This window comes from Chryseobacterium sp. S0630 (assembly GCF_024158915.1).
Lineage (GTDB): Bacteria > Bacteroidota > Bacteroidia > Flavobacteriales > Weeksellaceae > Chryseobacterium.
Map to the genome: position 1 here is coordinate 54,062 of NZ_JAMZGF010000022.1, position 21,655 is coordinate 75,716.

The following is a 21,655-nucleotide window of genomic DNA, read 5'->3' on the forward strand; positions in this document are numbered from 1 at the left end:
AAGCTTGTGATAAGGAATGAGGATAAAATAAGAGTTTAGATTCCTACGGAATGACAAGGTGGGCGCTTATGGGTGTGCATAGTCCCTTATTTGCTCCAGACATACAAACTATTTTCCAATGTTTAAATTCTTTCGGAATGGACAATATGGATGGATAATCAATTCATAAAATACTGGTAATTTTTGGTCTACATCTTTACTCGCATTGTCTATTCCGTAGTTCGTTTAGACTATCCACAACGTTTGTCATTCCATAGGAATCCAGACACAGAAAGCTTGTGATAAGGAATGAGGATAAAATAAGAGTTTAGATTCCTACGGAATGGACAAAGCGAGTAAAGATACGTACTAAAACATCTGTATTCCCGTCGCAAAAAATAACGGATTTCACCATTTTAAAAATTTTCTATTTTCTCTGAATATCCCTATAAAAATCATCATTTTTCTACCTTTTTCAATACCATAAAACCAATAAAACAGCAGAATAATTTATTTTTTTCAAAAAAACTCTTGCACATATTTTAATTTTTATTACTTTTAATATCACAAAATAGTGAACTATCACCATTATAAAGTTCACTGAAAATTAACCACAAAATATAAAAACTATGAAAAAATTTCTGTTATCCATGATGGTATTCGTGACGGTACTGTCATTTAATTCCTGCTCGGATTCAGGTGCCAATCAGGATCCTAATCTTGTTGCTAAAGAGTCTAACGAAATCGCAATGAAAGACTTCGGCAAAACTGTTCCGGTAGGGATAGAAAAAGAGGAAGGAAAATTTAAAGTTTCATTTATGGTTTCCGCACAACCTTATCAAATTAAGGATACCAAAGAAAATGCGGGATTTATCTCCATGATCAAAGAAGCTGTAGAAAATGAAACGCCTGTTCAGGTTTTCTTGAAGGCCAATTCTAATGAAATTGCAAAGGTTGAAAAAGCAACAGCTGATGACATCCGTTATTTCAAATCAGTATTTAACAAAGAAGAAAGAGGTGACAGCAAAAAAGCGGTAAGCGTTATTCCTAATCTTGCAACACTGAACAGCTTATTCACTCAGATCAAAAACCAGTCTTGTGGAACTTCTACTGCATCTTCACCATGTATCACATTCAGATATCCTGTGGATGGATGCTATGCAAGAGCGCACAAAATGAGACAAATCCTTTTGAATGCAGGTTACGATTGTGAAAAGCAATTCGTATATGGTAACTTAAGAGCTTCTACAGGAACATGCTGTGTTTCATGGGTATATCACGTAGCCATTTTGGTAAGCTTCAAAAATGCTTCAGGAATTGTTGAAAAAAGAATCATTGACCCATCATTATTCTCCAGCGGACCTGTAACTGACACTGCATGGAGAGCTGCATGTACCAATACAAGCTGTGGATCTGCTTCTGTATCTTCTTATGCCAATACAGCAGGAAACGTATACTACAGAAGTCCATCAGGTTCTCTGTTATATGATAACAATTATGTCAATACCAACTGTGTATTAAACATATTCTCATCCCTTTCAGGATGTTCTCCTTCCCCTGCACCAAGTGTAGCGAGCTGTGGATTTTAACTAATTTATATAGAGCTCCTGCCCATATTTTGATATATTGCAGGAGCTTTTTTACTTAATCTCTTTTATTATGAAAGCCTGGTCCTATTTACTATTACTATTTATTATGATTACATCCTGTTCCGGTAACTCCAGTTCACAGAACTTGACATGGTACAATAATGCCACTATTTCCAACATCATGGAAGATCCTGATAAACCGAATGAAGTGGTGCGTGTCGCTATTGGAATCAGTGCACAGGTTTTTTATCTTTCAAAAAAATCTCCGGAATACAAAAGCCTTATGGAAAAAGCAACCCAAAGCTTTAAAAAAGGTAAGACCTATAATATCGGTATTGAAAATAAAACCAATATCATCAAAGAAATCAAAGAGGTCAAATAATCCGGATTATCTGATCACAGAAATTCCGGCATCCACTTTTATCTCAGCTCCATGAATGTATGAAGCTTCTTCTGAAGCCAGAAACAGAACTACATTGGCTATTTCTGACGGTTCGCCCTGCCTTTTAAAAGGGATTGTCGGAATAATATCATCAATAGCACTTTCAATCTGCTCTCCCGTTAATCCTGTATTATTAAAAATATTGGTTTTAATATGTCCGGGACTTACTCCATTCACACGGATTCCACGTTCTGTAAGTTCTACGGCAAAAGTTTTGATGAATGACTGCACCGCAGATTTTGCCGCAGAATACACCGAAAAATTGGGCATCGCAATCTCTGTCGCCACGGAAGTATTGAAAATAACAGAACTTCCGCTTTTCATCAATGGTAATATCTGCTGTACAGTAAAAAACGGTCCTTTTACCAGCATATCAAAGAGTTCATCAAACTGATTTTCATCTACATATTCCACGGGAGCAAATCTTCCGTATCCCGCATTGGCAAAGATCAGATCAATATGTTCTGTATATTTTCTGACTTCCTGCTGAAGATTCATCAGATCTTTTATATTTCCTGCATTGGATACAATCCCGAAGGCATTTTCACCAAGTGTTTCCAAAGCATTATTCACTGTTTCTTCACTTCTGCCCGTAATAATGACTCTTCCTCCTTCTTCAATAAATTTCTGAGCCGTTGCCAAGCCCATTCCATTGGTTCCTCCTGTAATTAAGGCGGTTTTGTTTTTAAATCTCTGCATTGTTTTTAGTTTAAAATTCTATGGCAAAGATTGGAATTCAAAGGCTTTGAAAAAATCCGAATCATGCTGAAATGATTAAAACCGAAACTAAAAATTTCTCATTAACCTCTTCATTATTTTACCTTTTTAAAGTTTATCAATAATTGCCATCAATAAAATCTTTCAAAATTAAATTGCACACAATTAAATTGAATGTACATTTGTACTGTTAATTTACTTCAACATTCAAATAGAAGTGATAAAACACAAAGTAGTTTAATTTAAAAACAAAATAAAAATGTCATTAATAGAAAATCTAAACTGGAGACACGCTGTAAAAGCTTATGATCCTACCAAAAAAGTTTCACAGGAAGACCTTAATACTATTTTAGAATCAGCAAGACTGGCTCCTACTTCATCTGGACTACAACCGTTCAGAATTATTGTAGTAGAAAATCAGGAACTGAAAGAGAAAATGGTAGCAGGTGCTTTAAACCCTGAAGTAATGAGAGATTCTTCTCACGTTTTGGTCTTTGCAGCATGGGACAGTTATTCTAATGAAAAAATTGACAAAGTTTACGATTATCACACCGATGTAAGAGACCTTCCGAGAGGACGTTTCGGCAGCTATACGGACACCATCAAAAAAATGTACGGAGCACAGACTCCTGAAGAGCATTTTGCCCACACTGCCCGTCAGACTTATATTGCCTTAGGAATTGCTCTTGCACAGGCTGCAGAACTTAAAATCGACAGTACTCCTGCAGAAGGTTTCAACAATGCTGTGGTGGATGAAGTACTGGGATTGAAAGAACTGGGATTAAAAAGTGTGACTCTTTTATATCTTGGATACCGTGACGAAGCTAATGACTGGCTTTCTTCTATGAAAAAAGTCAGAATTCCAATGGATGAATTTATCATAAAAAAGTAATACCTTCATCGAATCTTTCGTACTCAAAAATTATGGAAAATCCGAATACACCCAAACTAGAAAACCAGATTTGCTTCCCATTATATGTAATTGCCAAAGAGATTACAGGGCTTTACCGTCCTTTTCTTGATGAGCTGGGTATTACGTATCCGCAGTACCTTGTGATGATGATATTATGGGATGGTGACGGACTTACGGTAACTCATATCGGAGAGAAACTGTTTCTGGATAGTGGTACCTTAACCCCTCTTCTTAAAAGACTGGAGTCTAAAGGATTTATCATCAGAAAAAGAAAAAAAGAGGACGAAAGAGTGGTTGAAGTATTTTTAGATGAAGCTGGAAAACAGCTTCAGCAGAAGGCTTGTGAAATTCCGGGAAAAATCCAGGAAAAACTGGGAATACAACCGGAAGAGCTGCTGCACCTTAAAGACACAGTCTTAAAAATATTAAACAAAATAGAAAAATAAATGAAAACGTTATATACCACTCAGGTTACTGCAAAAGGAGGCAGAAACGGACATGTGAAAAGCGAAAACGGAGTGTTGGAACTTGATGTAAGATTGCCGAAAGGTTTAGGAGGAGCCAATGATGATTTTGCTAACCCGGAAATGTTTTTTGCAGCAGGATATTCTGCATGTTTCGACAGCGCTCTGAACAGAGTGATCAGTCTTTCTAAAGTAAAAACCGGAGAAACTACAGTAACCGCTCAGGTAAGCATAGGCCAACTTGAGAATGGCGGTTTCGGACTGGCAGCAGAACTGGATGTGAACATCCCTGGAGTTTCTATTGAAGAAGCACAAGCTTTGACAGAAAAGGCACACCAGATTTGTCCTTATTCTAATGCTACCAGAAATAATATGGAGGTGAAACTTTCAGTAACCAACAACGATTAATCCAATTTTTTTAAGCATAGTTATAACGAAAGGAGCTGTTTCCATGGAAACAGCTCCTTTTTATTTTTTTTTATTTTCCCGCAGATTTCGCTGATGGCGCAGATGATTGAGAATATTTTTATATGCTTATAATGGTTAAGAATTTTATTCATAATTCATCATTATTGAATATTTTTACATAATGGAAATCATTATAGATATTGTTTGCCAGGTGTATGCAGGGCAAAAATCAAGAAAGACGATTGATCTGGTTTTGAATACGTTCATTCCCGGATATGAAAAATTAAATCTCAATTATACTTACCCAAGGCACAACAGAGATTATATTTTTAAAACAGAGGACGAAATGATTGGTTATTTCATCGAAAACCCTGCCCTTGACCAAACTTTTTACTGGAATAAATACCATGATAATCCGGAAAGAATAATGGTGGGCGCCAACATTACAGATGATGACAGGCTTATCATGAGCCTAACAATGGATACAACTGAAGAGAAAAGGGATATGTATTTCGATCAGCTTAAAAAACTTTTACAATCTGATATAGGAATAGTTACTTATGTAGATCCTGCAGCTTATGAAGACGGAGAAGATTTTATTATAAAATATGGATAGAAAACAGAAACCTACTCAATCTATTCATCATTCATCATCACCTCCTGTCTTTATTTACATCACTTTTCTGATAGGCATCTACCTTTTTATAAGAATCGTTTTTTTCTTTTTCTTTTTTATCGGAAATCAGGATTCCGAAAAGATGATCTATTTCATGTTGAAAAATCACCGCAGTAAAACCTTCTACAATTTCTGAATATTTCTGCCCTTTCAAATCCACATATTCCAGTTGGATAACTTTGCTTCTGTAGAACTGATCTCTGAAATCAGGAATAGACAAATCGCCCTCAGGACCGAGGTTCTGAAGATCAGATCGCCAAACAATTACCGGATTAATAAAATATTCCAATGGTGTTCCTTCTTTATCAAAACGCTGTACCCAGATGATCTTTCTGTTGATTCCCACTTGAGGAGCCGCAATGCCTACTCCACCATCTGTTGACAGAAGAGATTCTTTCATTCTTTTTACCAGAACAGCTGTATTCGGGTCAAGCGGATCTGCTTCTGAAGAAGTGTTCAGCAATGTTTGATGCTGATTATTATCCGTCGTCTGATAAATTGGTAACGCCTTATTTACGTCTCCCTGATTGATGATTGAAAGTTCATTGGAAGTCAGTTTTTGTGCATTGAACAGTCCGATAAAAAAGATCAGCAGAATGGGTAATTTCTTCATATTTTTTGAATGTAATACAAAGGTAAATATTGTGGAGTGAAAATAATTTATTTACCGATGAATTTTAAGTTTTGGCTAAAGCCAATGGAATTTTGATATAAAAAAATGAACGGGCTAAAGCCCGTTCCTATTGAAATGTAAGTAATTGATTTTTGTCATTCTGAAAGGAATGCAATGTAGTGAAGAATCTTATAATTAATTAACAGTGAGATTCTTCCTTCGTCAGAATGACACTTTTGTAAAAAATTAGAAAGTCTTCGTCATATCTCCCGGAATAATCAGATTGAAGTCTGTCGGGATATAATCTTTGGCTGGTACTTTCAATTCAGGATCATCCGATTCAAAAACGGAGATTACTGCCATTTTCAAATTAGGGTTTTTCTGTTTGATGTACCAATAGATTCCTCCAAATTCTTTGCTGTGATAATTTCCGTTGTAGTGGATGAAGGTTTTTCCCGCCTGGTAATTTTTCAGGATAGATTCAGCCATTGTAGCATCTTTTGTAGCCTGAGCTGAAATGAAATTCATCACTTTGGTTCCTTCTGCATGATCTCCCATCATCTTTTTCATTTCCGGATATCCAGGAGTGTCTAAAGTCACTTTGATAGGCAGCTGGGCAATATAGGTTTTCTCTTTTTCACTTAATTTATTTAAGGATTCTAGACCTTCTTTTGCGGTTTGAGAGGCATACCTTCTTGGGATATTGGTAGCAACAAAATTCAGCTTTTTATCTTTCGCAAAATCCACCAAAGGCTTGTAATCAGTTGCATAATTGTTCCATAAACGGGCAGAATCTTTCAACGTTTTAGCATCAAACTTTCCGTTTAAATATTGATCCAGCTGCGCCTGATTGTCTCTTTCAAACATTTCTGCTCCTAGGATCAGCTGTCCGTTCTTCTTTGCAAACAACGCTTCTGTAATTTTAAGCTGAAGCCAGTGATTGATAGAACTGTTATGATTTTCACCAAAAAAGACCACATCATAATCTGCCAATTCTTTTACCAGCTTTTCCGTCTTTACTTCTTTTCCTTTTTTATCATAAAATTGATACGCTTTTAAGTCCTGTGCTTTTAATGAACAGAAACCGGCAAAAAGTATCGCTATGAAAATATTCTTCATTATATTTTATATTTAATCCCAAATTACACAAATATTCTGGTAGCTGCAGATCACTTGTCATAAAAAAGACCGCTTTGAATTTTACAAACAAAACGGTCCCATTCAAATCATCTAATTATTATTTCTCTAATGCGGCTACAAGGTCCTTCCACTCCTGAAGCTCAGGAATTCCAGGTTTTCTTTTTCCGAAGAACTGAACGATGAAGTCTCCTTCATTGTTGAATACTTCGATAGCCGTTACTTCTCCGTCTTCAGTTGGTTTTTTCACGATCCATGCTTCAGCAATTTTCGTTACATCAAGGTGTAAGTTGAAATCAGGATCCATCACATTGAACCATTGTTGGTGCCAAAGTGTTTTCTTCACATTTCCTGTATGGATCTGAATGATTCCTCTGTTTCCAACAAAAACCATGATCGGTGTATTTTTTTCAGAAGCATCTTCAAGAATGTTAACTACTTTAGCGTTATCAATTTTCTTTGCAAATCCTTCCGGAGCCAATCTTAATGCCTGCGTTCTGCTTACTCCATATTTTCTGGTCATCATGAAGAAATCATGAGTATCTTTCAATTCTGTCCATGCTTTTTTGAAACCTTCCACATCAATGTCTGAATCAGCTTTTTCAGCCTGTTTTGGAGCTACTGCTTCAAAAACAAGTACTTGATTCTGATCTTCTGCTTTGAATTTCTCTACGATAGCATCGAAAGCAGCCTCATTACTGTCTTTTGTCAGATAAATCTTGTGAAGTGCCAGACCATCTTTTCCAAAAAACTGAAGGCTTTTCTTCTCTCCTTCCAATACTGCAAAAGCAAATTTCCAGTGGTTAAGGAAAATTCTAAGATCGATATCTTCACCCACAAAAAGCTGTGCATGAGGACTGCTGAAATCTCCGTTCAGGTAAGTTCCTTTTCTTTCATGAACACATTCATCATTACGGGTAAGAGCCATAACCTTTCCTAATTGCTCAGCTTCCGTAAGGATTCCCTGGAAATCCGGGTTCAGGACAGTAACGCCTTCTCCAATGCTTGTTGCCAATAATTCTGCCTCACTTACTTCTAACTGTGCTGCTGCATTTCTTATTCTAATATGTGGATTTTCTGCTTTCAGAGCTTCCCATTTTTCCTTTAAATCATTAACTAATGTGCTCATTACTTTACTTTTTTATGGTTAAAATTGTATAAATTCTTCGTATTGTTTCGTTTCCTGTTTTACTTTTTATTTCTTCTTCTCTTTCAGAAGTTTTCATTCTTTTAAATTGGCTTTTGGAGACCAGCTCTTCCATTTCACTGTTGCTGTACAAGGTGAAATCATATTCCGTAAACGGTAGTTTTTCCATGAACTCTCTTTGTCCGAATGTAAGAACGAAAGTTCCGTCATCTTTTAAAACTCTGTAGATCTCATTTAGAAATTCTACCGGATTTTCCCAGAAATAGACCGTGTTTACGGTGAATATTTTATCAAAAGATCGATCCCGAAAAGGAAGTCTTTTGCCTTCATACAAAACAAAATCTGCTTCGCTTTCAAATTCTTTATTGAGCCTTTTAGCTTCATTGTGCATGGTCTCAGAAATATCAATTCCTGTATATCTGAGGTTTTTAGCAAGACTCATTAAGCTTTTCAGATGGGCAGCGTTTCCGTGTCCTATTTCAAGAATCTGTTGCTCATCTTCTATCACAAGTGTTTTGATGCTTTCTAACGTCATGCTGATGTTGGTAGCATTCATCATTTCACCAATCTCGATCCCTTTTTCTCCCTGAGGATTGGCAAGATTCTGTGCGAGGATTTTGAGTTCGTCTTTTTCCATGGTTATCCAAAAATGATCATTGGGTTATTGGTAATAGGGTGTCCGCAGATGGTACAGGGAAAATTATAGGCATTGCTGATATTTTCTTCCGTAAAAACTTCCTCTGGAGTTCCATAGGCAGAAACCTGTCCTGATTTCATTAATAAAATCTTATCTGCAAACTGTGCAGCAAGGTTCAGATCATGTAAAACAACAATAGCACTGTTGGCTTTTTTGGTGAAATTTTTGATAATTTCCAATGCTTTGTACTGATGTTTTATATCTAAATTATTCAATGGTTCGTCCAGAAAAACCAGTTTGTGGGCGATATCATTTTCAAGCTGAGCCATTACTCTTGATAGGTGTACACGCTGCTTTTCTCCTCCCGAAAGGGTGTTGTATTCTCTTTCTTTGAGGTGAAAAATATCGGTTTCGTACATCATATTATTCATGGCTTCCAGATCTTCTTTTCCGGGTTGGGCATCAAAATACGGATACCTTCCCATCATGATCACATCTTTTACCTCAAGCGGAATATCGTTGCTGTTATGCTGTGAAAACTTTGCTTTGTGTTTTGAAAGTTCTTTGATATTCCATTCTTTAATAGGTTTATCTTTAAACAAAACTTTGTTATTACCGGATTTCACTTCATCTGCCAGTACGCTCAGAAGGCTTGACTTCCCGGCTCCGTTGGGTCCTACAATGGCCAGAAATTCACCGTATTCCAGAGAGACATCTACCCCATCCAGAATCCTGAATTCTTTATGTTTATAATTAATCTGGTGTGCCTTGATCATTACAGTGATTTTTTAAATTTAACCAAAATAGCGATAAAAATAGGGCCTCCCATTAAGGCTGTTAAAATTCCGATCGGTAGTTCGGATGGCTCCACAATACTTCTGCTGAAGGTATCTGCTGTCAATAACAAAATGCTTCCGCACATTGCCGATAATGGCAAAATAAAAGTGTAATTGGATTTGAATAGCAATCTTAAAATATAAGGTACAATAAGACCTACAAAACCAATGGTTCCTGAGAATGCCACACAACTTCCAACCATCAACGCCACGATGATAATAATCTGTTTTTTCAGTCTTTCCACATTAATTCCCAGATGTTGTGCATCTTTCTCTCCCAGCATCATTGCATTCAATGCTTTTCCTTTTGGAAGTAAAATAATGTAAGCAATAATTGCAACAATGGCCAGAATGATATTCTTCGTCCATGTAGCGGCTGCCAGACTTCCTAAATTCCAGAAAGTAAGGTCTCTGAGCTGCTCATCTTTTGAAATATAGATCAAAAATCCGGTTATCGAAAACCCGATAGCCGTTATGGCCACTCCGGTAAGCAGCATCATCACTACATTTGTTTTTCCTCCGCTTGTTGAAATTCTGTACACCAACATCATTGATAAAAAAGAACCGATAAAAGCCGCAATCCCTACCAGCGAAAATTGTACAGCTTCAGGAAGATATTCTTTGAAATGTCCTCCTAAAACAATCGCAATGGCTGCCAGCAAAGTTGCTCCTGATGTAAGTCCTATTAAATCTCCTGTTGCCAAAGGATTCTTGAAAAGTCCCTGAAGACTCGTTCCTGAAACCGACAACATACTTCCTACTAAAATCGCCATGATAATTCTGGCTGCTCTTACGTCCCAAATCACATATTTATCACTGAGTGACAAACCGGAATCTCCTTTTATAAATTGCCACAGCGCCCTGAACGGAGAGTTTTCTCCGAAATCATAGACTCCTGTATTAAGTGACAGTACTGCTATAATGGCAAGCAGTACTGCACTTATAATAAGATAAAAGTATAGTTTACTTTGTGCTTTCAATTAAAAGTTTGTTTAATCCTACTGCTGCTTCTCCTACTCTTGGTCCAAAACCTGATACTAAACCTCCGTCCATTGCAATGATTTTCTTGTTTTTACCTGCATTGGTCTGAGATACTCCCGGCATTTTAAGAGCTCCTTCGTTTCCTCCTGCTCCCTGTAAGCCTGTTTCAAAGAAGAATAAAACATCAGGATTAGCTTTTACCACGGCTTCAGGTGTCAATGGTTTGAAATCTTCAAAATCAGTTACGGCATTTTCACCTCCTGCAAGAGTAATCAATGCAGCCATTGGGGTATTTTTACCACTCACCATCAGCATATTTCCTCTGGCGTAGATGAACAATACTTTTGGTTTTTTAGCGATAGGCTGTACCTGTTTCAAATCGGCATCAATTTTATCATTTAATTTCTGATAATCTGTATTTCCGATCGCTTTTGCTACTTGTTCAATCAGTTTTTTAGTTCCGTCAACCGTATATTCCTGTTTGAAAACTTCCGTTTTAATGCCTGAAGACTTAATTTTTCCCATTAGCTCAGGGTTGATATCTTTATCAGAAGCCAGAATCAAAGTAGGGTTTACAGCCATGATCGGCTCAATCGTCATTGATCTCATGTGTCCTAAATCTTTAGCTGTAGCTTTTAAAGAAGCAGGATAAGTACTGGTAACATCTGTTGCAACGATTTCTTTTTCGTGGCCTAAAGCAGCTACGATTTCAGTAATTCCTCCGTTTAGAGTTACTATTTTATTGTTGGTTTTTGGTGCTTCAGAAGTCGCTTCCGTTGTATTTTCTTTTGCTCCTGCTTCTGCTTTTTTGCAAGAATATACTGCTACAAGAACAGAAGCTGCAAGGATGAATTTTTTCATGATATACTATTATTTGATTATTTATAAAGGCTCGAATTCAAAATTGGTGTATCCTCTTTCACCTTTTGTATTCTTCATGGTATTGAATCTCAGCTTGAAATAAAAACCTTCAGCATCTTTCAATACAAAGAAACGGTCTGCATACACAAAAGGAACAGGATTGGATGCCGTACCGGTAGTGGTTCTCCATTTATCACCAATTGCTCTCTGGTCATTGAAAACAAATTTTGCAGGCTCTACATCTTTCAGTTTAAATGCGTTATAAGCAGCATCAAGGCTTCCTGTAACCGTTACCTGATAAGCTCCTACTCCATTAAGAGTATTGGTTGCTACAAAGTCAGCATAGAAATAACTTCCTGCACTTGTTGTAGGTCCCATGAATACTTCATTGGTAAATGTGGTAAACACCATATCCCATTTTTTCTTCTTTGGCTGAATTTTTACAGGAGTTCCTGTTTTCAGGTTTAAGAATGAGAAGTTGTATTCTGTATCTTTGGTAATAAGATATTCTTTGATATCTGTTCCTGTCGCATTCACATCGGCATAACGGATTTTGTATCCATTCTGTGCTCTCAGAATCTGAATTTTTTTCCATCCTCTCGGATCACCGGACAATGAAACAGAACCAGCTCCGATATTGGCTGCAGAAGGTATTTCTCTTCCCAGATTGATCAGATAGACAGGGTTATCAGCATCATTTTCTTTGATTGGATCAATTCCGGATGTCTGATTTAAGAAGTCTCCGTTCGGATTGTCAACGTATTTCATGTTCGCAGCATCAAATGTTCCTACCTGAGCAATGTCTTTTAAACTTGAAATATCAGTTTCCTTTACTTTACTGATGTCTGAAGCATTGGGTATTTTGATCACTGTCATCGCAAGAGACCCGTTCATAATCACCCTGTAAGCATCGCCACTGTAAAAACCAAGATCCCAGTCTGTTCTGCTGTTGACCGCAGGATTGGTATAATCACTTAAATCGATCCAAACCTGATTAGGTTCTGTAGGACCGCCAACTTGCACACTTACTTCTGATCCTGTCATAGGAGGAACCGAAACCGGATCTTCGTCTGCAGATAAACAAGACTGTGTGGCAGCCATGATAGAAAGAACAGATAATATTTTTAGATACTTCATAATAGTAACTTTATTATTTAAAATTGAAACATTAATCGGGCAAAATAGCTTCTGCCATAGAATAAATTAACAAAACCATTCGCTGCAGTATGGGCTGAGCCTGCCACTGCTGTAGAGTTTAATCTTGTTACATCGAATATATTTTTCACTCCTGCGGAAATTTCAAAATGTTTGTTCCAGAAAGGCTGGCTCACAATGAAATCCATCATATGAAAGCTATCTACTTTTCCAAGACGGAAGTCGTTTGCTCCATCGGATACATAAATTCTGTCCGGACCTGTGAACTTATAATAAAGGGCAAAATTGGTATCGGTACTTTTCAGTTTATAGGTTGCTGAAGCTCCTGCCTGCACCAGATACTGGAAGTCTGTAGGGGAAGAAGATTTTAAATCAATCATCGATACCGATGTTCCGCTTACCGATCCTCTTAAAGACAGAGCAAACTGATCTTTTCTGAAATCTACATTAGCTGTAACCAATAGATTTTTAAATTTATTAATGTTCATGTATTTGTAGGTGGAAGGCTCCTTTATCATCACCAACTCAATTCTGTCACGTACATCCAGATATAATGCATCTACTCCATAAGCGATTTTCCAGCCATTGTCTACTGCAAAATTCTGGTTCCAGAAAAGGCCTGCTGAGAATCCTTTTTCAGGATTCAAATCGGGATTCCCTTGTACATCATGATTGATATTTACAAAATAGGTGTACAGCTCTTCATATTTAGGATAGCGGTTGGCTGATCCTACCACTGCTCTAAGATTTGAATTCTCAGAAGTTTTATATCTTGAGGATAAAGAGTAATTGTATTGATTGCTGAAGTTCTCACTAAGAGATAATCTTACTCCCGGTCTCAAAGAGAATTTGTCTGAAACATTCCATTCCGCAGAAAGGAAATTGGAATAGGTAAATATTTTTCTCTTTACCGCTTCACCAAAGAAGTCACCGGCCATTTGAGAAGCATAACCATTGGTATAATCTAGCTCATACCCTAACTGAAAGTCAAAAACTTTACTATCCAGGAAGTTGCTGAACATCCCTCTTGAGTAGATAACGTCTGTTTTATAATAAGACTTTTCGTCCTCGCGGCTTTTTATGGTTCTGTTCGGAATATCGTAAACGTAGTCGTAATATTTTCTATCCTGGTTCTGATAGGAGAAATCTCCCATGTATCGGATGTGCCCCAGGTTGGTTTGAATATTGAATTGATGAACCCAACGGTCTGTATTGTATCTTTTGTCTCTGCTCTCATAAGCAACTCCACCCAATCCGTCATTAAGAGGATTTCTGTTAACCTCCGGATTGTAGAAATTGAATTTTTCATTCAGATAAGACAGTTTGTAGAAGAATGTAGTTTTATTTTTGGTATATCTTAACAAAGCAGAAGCATCGTACTGATCTTTCGGGTTCCATTCATATCCTCTTTTGTTATCCTGTCCAAAATACTTGTAGCCTTTGCTTTCTCCTTCATATCCCATAAACTGGTTATGATTGAAATTGATGCTTGCAAACCATTCTTTATTGATATTATAATCTACATTAAGATTCTGAATGTGTCTGCCGTTTCCTCTTTTCTTAAGATCATAATTATCTCTCACTGTTTCTTCCTGCAATGAGCCCCTTACACTGATCTTTTTGGTACTGGATTTCTTGGTAATAATGTTGATGACCCCGGCAACAGCACCATTTCCGTACTCAACTCCCATACTTCCTTTTACAATTTCGATTCTTTCGATATTGCTCAAAGCAATTTTAGTAAGGTCAATATTACTTCCCAGTCCTGTATCCCCTACTACCGGAATATTGTCTATAAGGATTTTTACATAATCACCATTAAGTCCCATGATCTTGGCTGTAGAATTTCCTGAACGGGAATCCGGGGTAATCTGTATATTAAGACTTTGATTTAAAACCTCGGCAACATTGGTAGCGGCCATATTTTTAATCTGTTCTGCATCAATAACATCAACCTTATAGATAGATTTGTTAATGGACTGTTGCATGTACTGTCCTGTAATAACAACTTCTTCAATTTTCTTTTGATTAAGAGAATCCTTTTCTTGTGCATTTACCCATAAGGCCACGGATAACGATAGAACGGAAAGCACTTTCTTCTTCATAAGGGTACAAATTTTCGACAAATATAAAACTTTATTTAGACTCATTAAAAATAATTACATATTTTTGTGGAATAATTCTAAATAAAAATAATCTCATGAAATTAAAATTACTTTTAGGAGCTCTGATGTTTACAGCCTTAACGGCGAACGCTCAGGTGTCTAACATCAATGAAAATTTCAACAATTTTACAGCTGGGAACACAACTTTCCCACAGTTTGGATGGTCTGCCATCGTTGCACCGATAACGGGTGAGTTTCCTCCTGTACCTCCAAGAATGATTGTAGCAGGAGATTCCAACAGATTCGTTCAGTCGTATGCAGGAAACAATGCAACAGGTTCTTCTTATCTGATTACTCCACAGATTGAAACTCCAACAGGAAATAAAACGTTAACTTTTGATACTACATTGGTATCTCCATCTCCTGGTCCGGGAAGCATTCAGATAGGAGTAGCATCCAACCCTGCAGATATGTCAACCTTCGTTCCTGTAGGAAGCCCTATTAATGTATCTGTTATTGGTACAGTACAGAATATCAGTGTTAATATTCCGGCATCCACAGGTTCATACATTGTATTTAAGTTCACTCCTACTGCTACTCACGTAGCGATTCAGGTAGATAATGTAGTGTATAACACGACTGCTTCTTTAGGCGTATCAGACAACAATAAATCAACAGAAAATTTCAGATTTGCCTTAAATTCTGATCAGTCTGCAATAGAATTCATTGTAAAAAAAGATCCTAAAAATATTCAGATCTATTCTGCAGCAGGACAAAAAGCAGCGGAAGGAAAACTGAACGGACAAAGATTTGATATCAGCACGCTTCAAACAGGAGTATATTATATGAATATTGAAACTGCAGAAGGAAAATTGATCCAATCAAAATTCATCAAAAAATAAGGTTTATTAGACTATTATTTGCCTTTTTAAAGCCGGCGGGATCATTCCTTCCGGCTTTTTCTATGCCCAATTTTCTCTGTTTATCATGAGGATTAAAATAAAAACACGATAAAAATCATGTTTTTATTTAGACTGATTAAAAATAATTATATATTTTTGTGGAATCATTCTAAATAAGGATTTAAAAAATAAATTATGAAAACAAAACTATTATTGGCTTCAGTACTGGCATTGTCTGTTCAGCAGACTGTTTTGGCGCAGACTGACGCGTTGGGATACTCACAGGTAAATATGACAATGGGGAGCGGATACCAAAACCGTGTGTTTGTAGATCTTGCAGATGGTAATATGGTTTCTCAGCCAGCCAATACTTGGGATATTGCTTTTTATAGAAACTCAAACTATGCTTTTGGATCAAGAGTCAATGATGCTAAAGATATTGAAGTATTCACTGCTTCTACCAATTTAGCAGATTGGGATAATATCAATATCAGTAATGAATCTTCATGGGGAGCACCTCTTTACAATCCGGATCAGACTACTGACTGGAGCCAGGGAGCTTTTGAACAGGGACCTGTGACTTCTCCAAACCCCAATATTCCTTCAACAGGATGGGGAGTTTACAACCCGATGAATCACCATATTCAGGGGAAAGCTATTTTTGTTTTAAAATATGCTTCTGGAACTTATATCAAGTTTGCTATTGAAGATGCTTTTGCAGGGTATACTTTCAGATATTCAAAATGGAACGGTACATCATGGGGAGCTACGGAAACAAGAACTCTGGCTAACGGTACGGATGATTCTTATTTCAACTATTTCTCTTTTGATAGCGGAGCAAAAGTTCCTAGTCTGGAACCTTCCAGAACAGCATGGGATTTTGTATTCACAAAATATTACACATTCTATATGGGCGTACAGATGTACCCTCTTTCCGGAGCTATCCAGAGTCCAAACGTAAAAGTAGCAATGGTACAGCCGGAAACTCAGCAAACAGCAGCCAATTCTATTCCTGCCAGTACAAGTTTCTCTTCAGCTATTACTACTGTAGGACATTCATGGAAAGGAATCGGGACTGTAAAAAGTGATGTTGTATACTACGTTAAAAAAGGAAACGACTATTACAGAATGTATTTCACTACCAATGGTGGAGCTAGTACAGGAAACATGTATTTTAAATACAAAAAGATTACGGAAACCTTAGGAATTACTGAAGTAGGAAAAAAAGCCTCTTTTGGTATTTATCCTAACCCTACCACAGCAGATAAAAAAGTAACTGTTCTTTTTGATGTTAAAGAAAAAGCAGGCAACAAAGGGAATGTAGAAGTTTATGATCTTACCGGGAAAAAGGTATATTCAGATGAACTTACGAACCAGGCAGGATTCTACAAGCAGGACCTGAACCTTTCTACACTTCCATCAGGAAATTATCTTGTAAAAATTACTTACGGTGGCCATTCTGAGACGAAAAAGCTTATCGTGAAATAAATTATTTTATTTTAATACTTTCTATTTTTTCTAATAAAAAAGGTGGTTTCAGAATATTGAAACCGCCTTTTATTTTTTCTTCATTAAAGAACTTAAAAATTCATAAAAACAATAGTTCTATAACGCTATTCTTTAAATCATTAAATATTTAAATCTTCAATACATTAATATATTTTAAACCCCTTATAAACCTCTACAGAGCTTTCCATAATTTTGGAAGCATCTTTACGGAAGTCTAACAGGTGATCCTGACCGTTATGTCTGTTGTGGTGTTCTACACTTTCCCAAAGTTCGATCAGGAAGAAAGTTCCTTTATTATCTTTATCTTCAATAAGATCATACTGCAGACAGCCTTCTTCTTTTCTTGTTTCTTTCACAAGGTTCTGAAACAGCTCTACCGCGTCCATCAGATAATTTTCATTAAACTTAAAAAGTGCAATGATATGTAAATTCATGTTCTAATATTTAGTGATGTAAAAGTAAAATATTTTCAAAACCGAATATCTTTTTAAACCTTTTATTTTTCCACACCAAGCATAATTTTTAATTAAAAACTGATTTATAAATAGTTATAGAACTCATTACAATCACCAAAGTTCCAATAATCACAAACATTTTCTTTACAGGAAGCTTAGCGGTAAGCATTGCGGAAAAAGGAGCGGTGATAATTCCACCGATTAAAAGTCCGAGAATGATATTCCAGTGCTGGATTCCCAGGGTAAAGAAAAAGGTAATGGCAGCTGTTAGCGTAAGAATAAACTTGGCTACAGTAGAGCTTCCTACAGCAAATCTTGGAGTGAAAGCATTTTTAATCAATGTTCCGGTTACCAAAGGCCCCCAGCCTCCTCCGGCAAAAGAATCTATAAAACCTCCTATCACTCCAAGTCTGGTCAGATTGGTTTTCCTTTTCAGCGCTTTACTCTGTTTTTCTTTAAAAGCATTTGATAGAATCTGGAATCCTAGATATAAAGTGTAAAAAGCAATGAGAGTTTTCGTGATTTTCGCATAATACTCTCCCAGATAAGTAAGACTAACAGCTCCGATAATTGCTCCGATCACAGCCGGAATAGCCAATTTTTTCACCAGACTTTTGCTTACATTTTTCAATTTAATGTGGCTGAGACTTCCTGCGGCGGTGGTAAAACTTTCTGCTGAGTGAATACTCGCACTTACAATATGCGGTGGAATATTGAGCAGCATAAGAGTTGTGGTACAAATAACTCCATATCCCATTCCCATAGAACCTGCAACAATTTCTGCAAAAACACCTACCAGAAGCATCCAGTAAAAAATATAATTATCTTTTGCCAGAATGGTCTGCAGTTCTTCCAGATATCCCAGTTCATACATGGAAAAAACAGCAATGGAGATAATAGCAGCTGTCACCAAAAGGACATTAATCCTTACCTGAATCTTTCTTGAAATCACCATATCACAACCGTTTTAGTCCATACTCCTTCATCATCAGTACCATTGACCATTGAGATATTTAAAGTGGATCTGTTATCTGTAGTTCTATGCAAGGAAATTTTTCCGGATATAATACATGCAGCCACGGAATGCGCTGCGGTAATAGAGGGCGTAAGCTTTTGTAATTGGTTTACCTCTTCTTTTGAAATCATAGTTTATTCATTTGAAGTAGTGCAAATATCTGATAAAATATTTATCCTACAAAACAAGTAGACTATTAATTCAAAAAAAAGGATCGGGTTAATCTACCAGATCCATTAAAGTTTTACTTTCCAGAATATTCAGTGAAGCATCCCTCACCTCTATCAGTACATCATGAAGCCCGCAGTGATCTTCATTGCAGTCATCACATTTTTCATAAAAATTAAGACTTACACAGGGAAGCATGGCAATAGGACCGTTGACAAGACGAATAATCTTCGCCAGTTTCACATTTTCCGGTTTTTCTTTTAAAAAGTATCCTCCACCCTTTCCTTTTTTACTGTCGAGGATTTCAGCTTTTTTCAATTCAAGAAGGATGTTTTCCAAAAACTTTAAAGGAATCTTTTTATGTTCCGCAATTTCAGAAATAAGAATCGGGCCTTCATTTCTTTTTTCTACAAGATATGAAAGTGCCTTAAACGCATATTGAGATTTTTTTGAAAGCATTAGAGCAAAAATACGAAAATTGTTTAATATTTGAAAAAGACCTGAAAACAGTAATAATAAAGGAATAAAAAGGTAAGCCTGTCTATCCGTAATTTTACGGTTTTAGGTACCACATTTTTGCCTTTCTCCTATTAAATCATTATGTTTGCGCTATGTTCAGTAAACAAGAGGCACAGCAATTAAAAAAGGAATTTTGGACAGCTTTTGGAAGATCATTTCCCAGAAAATGGATTCTTTATGATACCAAAATCAAGGACATGGCATTTAAATTTTCTGCTGACAACAAAAAAGTAGAAGTTTCCCTGGATATCGAAATGAAAGATGAAATCTTCCGAAATGCTTACTACGAGAAGATCTGGTCTTTGGAAGATATTTTAAAAGATTTTATCGGAGATTTTCAGAAAGAAGAACATTTTTCCCTTGAAAATGGTAAGATAATCAGCAGAATATGGGTTGAAAAGCATAATGTTTCTATTTTTAACAAAAACACCTGGCAAGAAATTTTTGAATTCTTTGTGGACAAAATGGACGGTTTCGAACGGTTTTACTACGAATATGAGGATTTTATAAAGGATATATAGAATACTTACGAAATAAATACTACTTTACACTTCAGGTTAAGATAAAAAAAGAAAACTTATCTTTGCCCTACCACTTAAACTAATAGATGAAACAAACTAACATGATTAAAAATGAGAAAAGTGTACAAAAACATTTTTGGAGAGATTATCTCCAAAAGTAATGCTGTGAAGCTGAGCGAATATCATCTGTATTATTATGAGGAAGGTTCCGATTTCCTGAAAGAAATTGAATTTATTAACGAAGACAGTGTTTATAACATCAATTATTTTTTAAGTGACGAAGAAGACGAAACTCAGGTAGTCAATTATCTTAAAGAAAAGTCTGACTTTTTTGATATTGAAAAAAAAGAAACAACCGACGGCTTTATTATTTCTACCAATAAATTGTATTCCTTATCTGTAGATGAACTGCCTTTAATTTCTAAAACTGTTTTCAAAACAGACGATCCTGAAAATTTTATCTGTTCACAGGTTATCGATAACGAAACCCACCAACCACAGCTTGAAAGAACCATAAAATGCTGGTATACCAATGACGAAAGCGGTGAAAAATATGCAGCCATCGAATGCAGCTACCAGGAAGACGGAAAACTGGAACTTGCTGTAGACAAAACTCCGGATCCGGATCATGAAGAAAACTGGATTCATTATGATTATGACACTTTCCAGGACCTTCAGTCACAAATTTCCACTGACATCAGCTATTACAAAACTGCAGCCTTGCTCCCAAAAGAAGCCTTTCAGCAGTAATCTATATTCTTTAACACACCACAACCCGATTATTAAATGGAAGAGAACCCAATTTTTTTTGCAGACGGAAATGATCCGGAAATGATTCAAGCTTACAGAAAAGCTCAGGAAACCTTTAAGTATTTCTGGCGTGAACAGTCCTGGGAATACAGAAGAATCATTCCCGGACTTAATGTATCATGCGTTAAAACAGCTTTTGAAGAACAGGATGAAGAAACCGGAGAAAGCCTGGTAGAACATATGTGGATTAATGAAATATTCTTTGACGGAGATCACGTGAGAGGATATTTGATTAATGAACCTAACAGTCTTAAGAATGTACAGGTGGGTGATTATGTGGAAATTCCTTTAAGCAATATCAGCGACTGGCTTTTTGCCATCACTCCGAGTGTACAGAAACCAAAAGGACTTTCCAAATTATTTTCATCATCATCCTCACCTCTTCCAAAAGCTTACGGAGGATTTACCATCCAGAAAATGCGCGCTGACATGTCTGATGCAGAAAGAAAGGAACACGATAACGCCTGGCAACTGGATTTTGGAGATTTTAATGATATCCTTGTAGTGAATAACCAAAAGGAAAATCCAGAAAATCTTATTGAACATCCGATGAGTAAAAATATGAAGGAGGAATTTGTAAAGTTTTTACAACAATATCCGGATGAACTTACCCAAGCTGATGAAGACGGACTGACTCTTCTTCACAAAGAAACCATTGCTGGGAATTTGACCACTGTAAAGGTTGTTTTAGAAGCTGGAGCGGATAGAAACGTCCAGTCTAAAAAAGGAAAAACAGCTTTAGATTATGCAAAACAGCTGAACTGGGAACACCTTATTCCTGTATTGGAAGGGTAAATTATTAATTAAGACTATTACAACTCAGAATTTGTTTAAACTTTTATTTTTGAAACATTAAGATTGTATTAAGTTGTTGAGAGTATTAAGATAAGCTTCGCTTTAAGCTTAAAAATCAGAATGATTCATCTTAACTATACTTTATTTCTTAAATCCTTCTTAATGGTTTTTAATATATTCAACATTTTTTATAAGTCTAAACAACCACTTAATACTAAGTTGTTAAAATAAAAAGAAGCCGTCTCATTTTCCTTGAGGCGGTTTTTGTTTATAAACTACCCATATTATTTTTTTAGGATGA

General features: G+C 36.4%; 25 protein-coding genes. 11 read left to right on the top strand and 14 right to left on the bottom strand.

Annotation, left to right across the window (positions count from 1 at the left end; translation table 11 throughout):
* The first annotated feature begins 608 nt into the window (after positions 1-608).
* Both NK356_RS11830 and NK356_RS11835 read left to right on the top strand, forming a co-directional pair.
* Positions 609-1,568, top strand: a complete 960-nt coding sequence (locus tag NK356_RS11830) for a protein-glutamine glutaminase (RefSeq protein WP_253317051.1) — start codon at positions 609-611, stop codon at positions 1,566-1,568.
* Between the two features lie 106 nt (positions 1,569-1,674).
* Complete coding sequence (locus NK356_RS11835) at positions 1,675-1,950, top strand: hypothetical protein (RefSeq protein ID WP_142014486.1); 276 nt, start codon at positions 1,675-1,677, stop codon at positions 1,948-1,950.
* Positions 1,951-1,956: 6 nt separating this feature from the next.
* Here NK356_RS11835 and NK356_RS11840 read toward each other — a convergent pair whose 3' ends face one another.
* Entirely contained in the window at positions 1,957-2,709 is a 753-nt protein-coding gene (locus NK356_RS11840; protein WP_253317052.1) for an SDR family oxidoreductase, read from the bottom strand.
* Positions 2,710-2,986: 277 nt separating this feature from the next.
* On the opposite strand from NK356_RS11840, the gene NK356_RS11845 reads away from it, so the two are divergent.
* The 4 genes from NK356_RS11845 to NK356_RS11860 all read left to right on the top strand — a co-directional run bounded on the left by NK356_RS11845 (position 2,987) and on the right by NK356_RS11860 (position 5,128).
* Positions 2,987-3,619 (top strand): NAD(P)H-dependent oxidoreductase, encoded by a 633-nt coding sequence (locus NK356_RS11845; RefSeq protein WP_253317053.1) that lies wholly within the window; start codon positions 2,987-2,989, stop codon positions 3,617-3,619.
* Positions 3,620-3,651: 32 nt separating this feature from the next.
* Entirely contained in the window at positions 3,652-4,086 is a 435-nt protein-coding gene (locus NK356_RS11850) for a MarR family winged helix-turn-helix transcriptional regulator (RefSeq protein WP_034696044.1), read from the top strand.
* Complete coding sequence (locus NK356_RS11855) at positions 4,087-4,512, top strand: organic hydroperoxide resistance protein (protein WP_253317054.1); 426 nt, start codon at positions 4,087-4,089, stop codon at positions 4,510-4,512.
* Between the two features lie 181 nt (positions 4,513-4,693).
* Entirely contained in the window at positions 4,694-5,128 is a 435-nt protein-coding gene (locus tag NK356_RS11860; protein ID WP_253317055.1) for a hypothetical protein, read from the top strand.
* 37 nt (positions 5,129-5,165) lie between these two features.
* On the opposite strand, the gene NK356_RS11865 is transcribed toward NK356_RS11860, so the two are convergent.
* The 9 genes from NK356_RS11865 to NK356_RS11905 form a co-directional block, all read right to left on the bottom strand.
* A complete protein-coding gene (locus NK356_RS11865) occupies positions 5,166-5,801 on the bottom strand; it encodes a peptide deformylase (protein ID WP_051934330.1) in 636 nt (211 codons plus the stop codon).
* Positions 5,802-6,047: 246 nt separating this feature from the next.
* Entirely contained in the window at positions 6,048-6,920 is an 873-nt protein-coding gene (locus tag NK356_RS11870) for a ChaN family lipoprotein (RefSeq protein WP_034696051.1), read from the bottom strand.
* 118 nt (positions 6,921-7,038) lie between these two features.
* A complete protein-coding gene (locus NK356_RS11875) occupies positions 7,039-8,067 on the bottom strand; it encodes a hemin-degrading factor (protein WP_034696052.1) in 1,029 nt (342 codons plus the stop codon).
* A 4-nt stretch (positions 8,068-8,071) separates the two neighbouring features.
* Positions 8,072-8,722: a class I SAM-dependent methyltransferase gene (locus tag NK356_RS11880; protein ID WP_034696054.1), complete on the bottom strand. Its 651-nt coding sequence runs from the start codon at positions 8,720-8,722 to the stop codon at positions 8,072-8,074.
* A gap of 2 nt (positions 8,723-8,724) precedes the next feature.
* Positions 8,725-9,498, bottom strand: a complete 774-nt coding sequence (locus NK356_RS11885; protein WP_034696056.1) for a heme ABC transporter ATP-binding protein — start codon at positions 9,496-9,498, stop codon at positions 8,725-8,727.
* Positions 9,498-10,538, bottom strand: a complete 1,041-nt coding sequence (locus NK356_RS11890; RefSeq protein ID WP_253317056.1) for an iron ABC transporter permease — start codon at positions 10,536-10,538, stop codon at positions 9,498-9,500. The genes NK356_RS11885 and NK356_RS11890 overlap by 1 nt, the downstream gene beginning before the upstream one ends.
* Positions 10,522-11,400, bottom strand: a complete 879-nt coding sequence (locus NK356_RS11895; RefSeq protein ID WP_253317057.1) for a hemin ABC transporter substrate-binding protein — start codon at positions 11,398-11,400, stop codon at positions 10,522-10,524. The genes NK356_RS11890 and NK356_RS11895 overlap by 17 nt, the downstream gene beginning before the upstream one ends.
* A 21-nt stretch (positions 11,401-11,421) precedes the next feature.
* Complete coding sequence (locus NK356_RS11900; RefSeq protein WP_253317058.1) at positions 11,422-12,537, bottom strand: HmuY family protein; 1,116 nt, start codon at positions 12,535-12,537, stop codon at positions 11,422-11,424.
* A 17-nt stretch (positions 12,538-12,554) separates the two neighbouring features.
* Positions 12,555-14,660: a TonB-dependent siderophore receptor gene (locus tag NK356_RS11905; protein ID WP_253317059.1), complete on the bottom strand. Its 2,106-nt coding sequence runs from the start codon at positions 14,658-14,660 to the stop codon at positions 12,555-12,557.
* Between the two features lie 95 nt (positions 14,661-14,755).
* On the opposite strand from NK356_RS11905, the gene NK356_RS11910 reads away from it, so the two are divergent.
* Both NK356_RS11910 and NK356_RS11915 read left to right on the top strand, forming a co-directional pair.
* Positions 14,756-15,562 carry a choice-of-anchor J domain-containing protein gene (locus NK356_RS11910; RefSeq protein WP_253317060.1) on the top strand — a complete coding sequence of 269 codons (807 nt, stop codon included), beginning with the start codon at positions 14,756-14,758 and terminating at the stop codon, positions 15,560-15,562.
* Between the two features lie 195 nt (positions 15,563-15,757).
* Complete coding sequence (locus tag NK356_RS11915; RefSeq protein WP_034696068.1) at positions 15,758-17,050, top strand: T9SS type A sorting domain-containing protein; 1,293 nt, start codon at positions 15,758-15,760, stop codon at positions 17,048-17,050.
* 164 nt (positions 17,051-17,214) lie between these two features.
* Here the strand turns inward: NK356_RS11915 and NK356_RS11920 are convergent, their stop codons facing one another.
* From NK356_RS11920 to NK356_RS11935, 4 genes are all read right to left on the bottom strand, one after another.
* Positions 17,215-17,505 carry a putative quinol monooxygenase gene (locus NK356_RS11920; protein ID WP_034696070.1) on the bottom strand — a complete coding sequence of 97 codons (291 nt, stop codon included), beginning with the start codon at positions 17,503-17,505 and terminating at the stop codon, positions 17,215-17,217.
* Positions 17,506-17,593: 88 nt separating this feature from the next.
* A complete protein-coding gene (locus tag NK356_RS11925) occupies positions 17,594-18,481 on the bottom strand; it encodes a sulfite exporter TauE/SafE family protein (protein ID WP_253317061.1) in 888 nt (295 codons plus the stop codon).
* On the bottom strand, positions 18,475-18,672 hold the full coding sequence (locus NK356_RS11930) for a hypothetical protein (RefSeq protein ID WP_034696074.1): 198 nt from the start codon (positions 18,670-18,672) through the stop codon (positions 18,475-18,477). Before NK356_RS11930 ends, NK356_RS11925 begins: the two co-directional genes overlap by 7 nt.
* Positions 18,673-18,760: 88 nt before the next feature.
* Entirely contained in the window at positions 18,761-19,168 is a 408-nt protein-coding gene (locus NK356_RS11935) for an Rrf2 family transcriptional regulator (protein WP_034696076.1), read from the bottom strand.
* A gap of 152 nt (positions 19,169-19,320) precedes the next feature.
* On the opposite strand from NK356_RS11935, the gene NK356_RS11940 reads away from it, so the two are divergent.
* From NK356_RS11940 to NK356_RS11950, 3 genes are all read left to right on the top strand, one after another.
* On the top strand, positions 19,321-19,749 hold the full coding sequence (locus NK356_RS11940) for a DUF4268 domain-containing protein (protein ID WP_253317062.1): 429 nt from the start codon (positions 19,321-19,323) through the stop codon (positions 19,747-19,749).
* Positions 19,750-19,860: 111 nt separating this feature from the next.
* The gene (locus NK356_RS11945) at positions 19,861-20,499 is read left to right on the top strand and encodes a hypothetical protein (RefSeq protein WP_034696080.1); all 639 of its coding nucleotides are present in this window, start codon (positions 19,861-19,863) and stop codon (positions 20,497-20,499) included.
* A gap of 36 nt (positions 20,500-20,535) precedes the next feature.
* On the top strand, positions 20,536-21,354 hold the full coding sequence (locus tag NK356_RS11950) for a DUF2314 domain-containing protein (RefSeq protein ID WP_034696081.1): 819 nt from the start codon (positions 20,536-20,538) through the stop codon (positions 21,352-21,354).
* Positions 21,355-21,655: the final 301 nt, after the last annotated feature.

Bases quoted from the DNA above. Each gene is read 5' to 3' on its own strand.
- NK356_RS11900 (WP_253317058.1), bottom strand. From the start codon at position 12,537: ATGAAGTATCTAAAAATATTATCTGTTCTTTCTATCATGGCTGCCACA.
- NK356_RS11905 (WP_253317059.1), bottom strand. From the start codon at position 14,660: ATGAAGAAGAAAGTGCTTTCCGTTCTATCGTTATCCGTGGCCTTATGG.
- NK356_RS11910 (WP_253317060.1), top strand. From the start codon at position 14,756: ATGAAATTAAAATTACTTTTAGGAGCTCTGATGTTTACAGCCTTAACG.
- NK356_RS11875 (WP_034696052.1), bottom strand. From the start codon at position 8,067: ATGAGCACATTAGTTAATGATTTAAAGGAAAAATGGGAAGCTCTGAAA.
- NK356_RS11845 (WP_253317053.1), top strand. From the start codon at position 2,987: ATGTCATTAATAGAAAATCTAAACTGGAGACACGCTGTAAAAGCTTAT.
- NK356_RS11885 (WP_034696056.1), bottom strand. From the start codon at position 9,498: ATGATCAAGGCACACCAGATTAATTATAAACATAAAGAATTCAGGATT.
- NK356_RS11945 (WP_034696080.1), top strand. From the start codon at position 19,861: ATGAGAAAAGTGTACAAAAACATTTTTGGAGAGATTATCTCCAAAAGT.
- NK356_RS11865 (WP_051934330.1), bottom strand. From the start codon at position 5,801: ATGAAGAAATTACCCATTCTGCTGATCTTTTTTATCGGACTGTTCAAT.
- NK356_RS11830 (WP_253317051.1), top strand. From the start codon at position 609: ATGAAAAAATTTCTGTTATCCATGATGGTATTCGTGACGGTACTGTCA.
- NK356_RS11835 (WP_142014486.1), top strand. From the start codon at position 1,675: ATGATTACATCCTGTTCCGGTAACTCCAGTTCACAGAACTTGACATGG.
- NK356_RS11935 (WP_034696076.1), bottom strand. From the start codon at position 19,168: ATGCTTTCAAAAAAATCTCAATATGCGTTTAAGGCACTTTCATATCTT.
- NK356_RS11840 (WP_253317052.1), bottom strand. From the start codon at position 2,709: ATGCAGAGATTTAAAAACAAAACCGCCTTAATTACAGGAGGAACCAAT.
- NK356_RS11950 (WP_034696081.1), top strand. From the start codon at position 20,536: ATGGAAGAGAACCCAATTTTTTTTGCAGACGGAAATGATCCGGAAATG.
- NK356_RS11920 (WP_034696070.1), bottom strand. From the start codon at position 17,505: ATGAATTTACATATCATTGCACTTTTTAAGTTTAATGAAAATTATCTG.
- NK356_RS11880 (WP_034696054.1), bottom strand. From the start codon at position 8,722: ATGGAAAAAGACGAACTCAAAATCCTCGCACAGAATCTTGCCAATCCT.
- NK356_RS11870 (WP_034696051.1), bottom strand. From the start codon at position 6,920: ATGAAGAATATTTTCATAGCGATACTTTTTGCCGGTTTCTGTTCATTA.
- NK356_RS11940 (WP_253317062.1), top strand. From the start codon at position 19,321: ATGTTCAGTAAACAAGAGGCACAGCAATTAAAAAAGGAATTTTGGACA.
- NK356_RS11855 (WP_253317054.1), top strand. From the start codon at position 4,087: ATGAAAACGTTATATACCACTCAGGTTACTGCAAAAGGAGGCAGAAAC.
- NK356_RS11850 (WP_034696044.1), top strand. From the start codon at position 3,652: ATGGAAAATCCGAATACACCCAAACTAGAAAACCAGATTTGCTTCCCA.
- NK356_RS11895 (WP_253317057.1), bottom strand. From the start codon at position 11,400: ATGAAAAAATTCATCCTTGCAGCTTCTGTTCTTGTAGCAGTATATTCT.
- NK356_RS11860 (WP_253317055.1), top strand. From the start codon at position 4,694: ATGGAAATCATTATAGATATTGTTTGCCAGGTGTATGCAGGGCAAAAA.
- NK356_RS11915 (WP_034696068.1), top strand. From the start codon at position 15,758: ATGAAAACAAAACTATTATTGGCTTCAGTACTGGCATTGTCTGTTCAG.
- NK356_RS11930 (WP_034696074.1), bottom strand. From the start codon at position 18,672: ATGATTTCAAAAGAAGAGGTAAACCAATTACAAAAGCTTACGCCCTCT.
- NK356_RS11925 (WP_253317061.1), bottom strand. From the start codon at position 18,481: ATGGTGATTTCAAGAAAGATTCAGGTAAGGATTAATGTCCTTTTGGTG.